This is a genomic window from Dietzia sp. UBA5065 (genome assembly GCA_002415925.1).
Taxonomy (GTDB): Bacteria; Actinomycetota; Actinomycetes; order Mycobacteriales; family Mycobacteriaceae; genus Dietzia.
The window spans coordinates 9809-14652 of the sequence record DIAZ01000180.1 but is presented as its reverse complement, the minus strand read 5'-3'; the positions used below and the strand labels follow the sequence as shown (position 1 = coordinate 14652).

The window sequence follows — 4844 nt, the reverse complement described above, 5'->3', positions numbered from 1 at the left end:
GCACCCAGCCGTCGCCCCCGCCCGACACCGAGTCGGTGTACCCGAGCCCCCGCAGGCTCCGGAACCGGACGTGATCCCAGGTGGCGTTGAAGTCCCCACCCACCACCACCGGTGCGGGCCCGGGCAGACCCCCGAGGTACGAGCGCAGTCGGTCGGCCTCCTCGACCGCGGCGGGTCCGTCGACGACCGGAGCGACCGGGTGCGCGGCCACCACCGTCACCGGTCCGGCGGGTCCCGCCATGTCGGTGCGCACGACCCCGAGACGGAATCCCGGGACCCGCTCGGGCGGCGAGAGCGGGTACCTCGACCAGACGGCCACGCCGGCGGTCTGCGGGGCGGGATCCAGGGCCTCGTGCGGGAGGTTCGCGGTGAGCCCCGCCGCGCGTAGCCCGTCGACCGCCTCCGGGGTGGCCTCGACCGTCACCAGGAGGTCGACCCCGCCCTCGCGGACGGCCCTCACCACGTCGGTCGGGACCGCCCGCCCGAACTCCAGGTTCTGCACCAGGACCCGGAGGTCGACCCCCTCGTCGTCGTCCCCACCGGACGGGGAGACCAGCGGGCCGTACTGGACCGCGCCCGCGCCGGCGAGCACCACGGCGAGGATCGTCAGCGCGACGGAGCGGGCGCGCAGCGCCGCGACCAGCGCGAGGAGGGAGAACGCCCACGCCGCGAGCGCGAACGACGCCAGGACCAGCACGGCGGGGAGATCCGAGTCCGAGTGGTGGAGGGCCACCCCCGTCGCGGCGATCAGGCAGGACAGGACGGCCAGCGCCCGGGCGACCGGGCGGCGGCGCCTCACCGCAGGAACTTGCGCAGATCCCCCAGCGCGGTGAGCACGCGGTCCAGATCATCGCCGTTGCGGACCATCGACCGGACGGTCTCGGCGACGGAGGCGATCGACGGCGACACCCCCGGCCCGGCGGCCGGCGCGGGCGCCTGCCCCGACAACGCCCCCGAGGCCGCCCGTGCCGCGCCGGGGCGACGCCGGTCGGGCCCGAGCTCCACCTCGAAGCGGTCGCCCTTGTCGTCCGAACCCAGGCACCGCACGCGCTCGTCGGCGGGGACGCCGGCCGCGCGGACCGCGTCGACGAACTCGTACAGCTCGCCGTAGGTCACGCCGTCGAGGGTGAGGGTCAGGTTCATCGTCACAGCCATGCCCCCAGGGTATCCGCGGCCGGACCCGCCGCGCATCGGTGGACACCCTGACCCCCACCGGGGTGGCGGGCTAGATCTCGCCCCAGAACACGTGGTCGACGGCCTTGCGGCCGTGGCGGGTCACCCGGAGGTACTCGTTGAGGAACTCCGCCCCGTCGGACGACCCGGTGCAGATGCTCGCCACCGCGGACAGGATCTTGCCCTGACCGGGGAGCTGGTCGACCGCCTTGCCGCGCGCCAGGACCAGCGCGTTGCGGGCGTGGCCGGCCATGAGCCACGACTGCACCAGGGCGTCCCGCTCGCCCTCGGACAGGAGCTCGGCGGAGGCCGCGGCGTCGAGCGCCTCGAGCGTGGAGGTGGTGTGCAGGCCCGGGACCCGCGCCGCGTGCTGCATGGTGAGCAACTGGGCGCACCACTCCACGTCCGCCAGGCCGCCGCGCCCGAGCTTGGTGTGGGTGGCCGGGTCGGCACCGCGCGGGAGTCGTTCCGAGTCGATCCGCGCCTTCATCCGCCTGATCTCCTGCACGACCTTGGGCGGGACGCCGTCCGCGGGGTACCGGAACTCGTCGATCATGTGCAGGAAGTCCAGTCCCAGCTCGCTGTCGCCGGCGGCGAACGCCGCGCGCAGCAGCGCCTGCAGTTCCCACGTCTCGGCCCACTTCGCGTAGTAGGCGCGGTAGGACGCGAGGGTGCGGACGAGCGGACCGTTGCGGCCTTCCGGCCGCAGGTCCGCGTCGAGGTCGAGGGGAGGATCCGACGACGGCGAGGACAGCAGCCCGCCCACGCGCTCGGCCACCTGCACCGCCCACCGGACGGCCACGTCCTCGGCGACGCCGTCGACCGGGTCGCACACGATCATGACGTCCGCGTCGGAGCCGTACGACAACTCGTCCCCGCCGAGCCTGCCCATCCCGATGTACGCGAGCCGGGCCGGAGGGGGCTCGCCCTCGGGGGCCATGTCCCTCATCACCGCGGCCAGCGACGCCTCGAGCACCGCACGCCACACGGCCGACAGTCGCTGGCCCACCTCCGGAACTGAGACCAGCCGGAGGACGTCCGCGGCGCCTATCCGGGCGAGTTCGGCCCGCCGCAGGGACCGCGCCGCGGCGATGACCTTCTCCGGGGTGCGGTGACGCGCGGCCGAGGCCGCCAGGGCCGAGGCGATGTCCGACACCCCGGTGTCCACGAGCACCGGCCCCTCCGTCCCGTCGGTCAGGTCGGGGATCACCTCGGGGTTGCGCAGCAACAGCTCGGACACGAACGGCGAGGTGCCCAGGACCGTCACCAGGCGGCGGGCCACGATGCTGTCGTCCCTGAGGATGCGCAGGAACCACGTGACGTCCTGGTGCTCGTCGCACAGCTTGCGATACGCCAACAGGCCCGCGTCCGGGTCCGGGGTGTCCGCGAGCCACTCCATGAACGTGGGCAGAAGGAGCGCCTGGATCCGGCCGCGCCGGTTGCTCTGCCCGGCGAGCGCCCGGAGGTGACCGAGCGCGTTGCGGGGCGACCCGAACCCCAGGGCCGCGAGCTGCCGCTCCATCGCCTCGGTGCTCAGGGACAGCGCCTCCGCGTCGTACGAGGCGATCGAGTCCAGCAGCGGACGGTAGAAGAGCTTGGAGTGGAGTCGGCGGACCCGGCTCCGGATCTGGCGGAGCTCGTCGCGCAGCACCTCGGCCGCGTCGAGTCGCCCGGCCGGCCGGACGTGGGCGGCCCGGGCGAGCCAGCGGTAGCCCTCCTCGTCGGGCTCCTCGGGAAGCAGGTGCGTGCGTTGCAGGCGCTGGAGCTGGAGCCGGTGCTCGAGCAGTCGGAGGAACTCGTAGGCGGCGACCAGGTTGGCGCCGTCCTCGCGCGCGATGTACCCGCCCGCGCGCAGCGCCCCGAGCGCCTCCACCGTGCTGGTCACCCGCAACTCCTCGTCGGTGCGACCGTGGACCATCTGGAGCAGCTGGACGGCGAACTCCACGTCCCGCAGGCCGCCGCGGCCGAGCTTGAGCTCCCGCTCGCGCAGCACCTCGGGGACGTTCTCCTCGACGCGGCGGCGCATGGCCTGGACGTCGTGGACGAAGTCCTCCCGCTCGGCGGCGGTCCAGACCAGGGGGTGGACGGCGTCGTGGTAGTCGGCGGCCAGTGCGAGGTCGCCGGTCATCGGCCGGGCCTTGAGCAGCGCCTGGAACTCCCAGGTCTTGGCCCACCTCTTGTAGTAGGCCTCGTGGGACTCGAGGGTCCGGACCAGCTCGCCGGACTTGCCCTCCGGGCGGAGCGCGGCGTCCACCTCGAAGAAGGCCATCGACCCGATGCGCATCATCTCCCCCGCCACGCGGCCGGTCTTGGCGTCCGCGGGCTCGGAGACAAAGATGACGTCCACGTCGGAGATGTAGTTGAGCTCGCGGGCCCCACCCTTGCCCATGGCCACCACGGCGAGCCTGGCGGGCAGCGGGGAGTCCGGGTACACGGTCGTCACGGCCACCGCGAGGGCGGCCGTCAGCGCCGCGTCGGCGAGATCGGCCAGGCGCCGCCCGACCTCGGCGAACGGCAGCACCGGTTGGTCCTCGACCGTCGACGCCACGTCGTGCGCGGCCAGCAGCGCCACGTGGTCGCGGTAGGTCGACCGCAGGACGTTGACCGCGGCGCCGCCGGTGACGGCGGCCCGATAGGTTCCCGCGCTGCGCAGGTCCTCCGCCTGGGACGGCGGGGGCGCGCCCTCGACGGGCGCCTCCGGGACCGCCCCGACGGCCCCGAGCATGTCGGCCAGGACGTCCTCGCGGGCGGGCAGCTCCGAGCGGAGCGAGGCCCAGCGGGTGGGCTCGGCCACCAGGTGGTCGCCGAGGGCGCTGGACGACCCGAGCAGGCCCAGGAGTCGTCCGCGGAGCGGCAGATCGGAGCGCAGCGCCGAATCGAGGGCCGCCACGCCGGTGTCGATTCCGGCGCGCGCAGACGAGCTCTTGCCGTGGGATTCCGCCGCGAGGGATTCCCGGAGCCGGACCAGCGCGCCCAGCGCCAGGTCCGGATCGGGGGCGCGCGACAGGGCCCAGAGCAGCGGGATCGCGTCCTCGCCGGTCCAGCCCAGGTAGTCGAGCCAGTCCCCCGCCCGGGTGTCGAGCAGGCCGAGCCGCCCCGGGCTCGGCATGCGGGGACGGGAGGAATCCCTGCTCATCGCGTGCGTCCGGTCACAGGCTGAGGTAGTTCCGGAGCTCGTACGGGGTGACGTCGTTGCGGTACTCCCGCCACTCGCGCCGCTTGTTGCGCAGGAAGAACTCGAAGACGTGCTCGCCGAGCGCGTCGGCGACGAGCTCGGACTCCTCCATGGCGTCGAGCGCCTGCTCCAGGCTCCCGGGGAGGTCGGTGTAGCCCATCGCGCGCCGCTCCTGGCGGCTCATGGTCCACACGTCGTCCTCGGACTCGGGAGGGAGCTCGTACCCCTCCTGGACGCCCTTGATGCCCGCGGCGAACATCACCGCATAGGCGAGATACGGGTTGCAGGCCGAGTCCGGGCTCCGGACCTCGATCCGGCGGGAGGAGGCCTTGTTCGGGGTGTACATCGGGACCCGCACGAGCGCCGAGCGGTTCGCCCGACCCCAGGTGGCCGCGGTCGGGGCCTCGCCGCCGCCGATGAGGCGCTTGTACGAGTTGACCCACTGGTTGGTGACCGCCGAGAACTCGGGCGCGTGCCGCAGGATGCCCGCGACGAA

General features: G+C 73.9%; 3 protein-coding genes and 1 pseudogene. All 4 read right to left on the bottom strand.

The annotated features are described in order from the left end of the window. Positions 1–799 (bottom strand): endonuclease/exonuclease/phosphatase family protein (locus B4M60_RS14910; RefSeq protein WP_291085809.1); only part of this gene is annotated, 799 nt, incomplete at its 3' end. Then, on the bottom strand, positions 796–1155 hold the full coding sequence (locus tag B4M60_RS14905) for a hypothetical protein (protein ID WP_291085806.1): 360 nt from the start codon (positions 1153–1155) through the stop codon (positions 796–798). The genes B4M60_RS14910 and B4M60_RS14905, both read right to left, overlap by 4 nt. Positions 1156–1225: 70 nt before the next feature. Continuing rightward, on the bottom strand, positions 1226–4309 hold the full coding sequence (locus tag B4M60_RS14900) for a bifunctional [glutamine synthetase] adenylyltransferase/[glutamine synthetase]-adenylyl-L-tyrosine phosphorylase (RefSeq protein WP_291085803.1): 3084 nt from the start codon (positions 4307–4309) through the stop codon (positions 1226–1228). 13 nt (positions 4310–4322) lie between these two features. After that, positions 4323–4844: pseudogene (locus B4M60_RS14895) on the bottom strand (glutamine synthetase); the annotation flags it as partial.

Excerpts from the sequence above, each read along its gene's own strand:
- B4M60_RS14900 (WP_291085803.1), bottom strand. The coding sequence starts at position 4,309 with ATGAGCAGGGATTCCTCCCGTCCCCGCATGCCGAGCCCGGGGCGGCTC.
- B4M60_RS14905 (WP_291085806.1), bottom strand. The coding sequence starts at position 1,155 with ATGGCTGTGACGATGAACCTGACCCTCACCCTCGACGGCGTGACCTAC.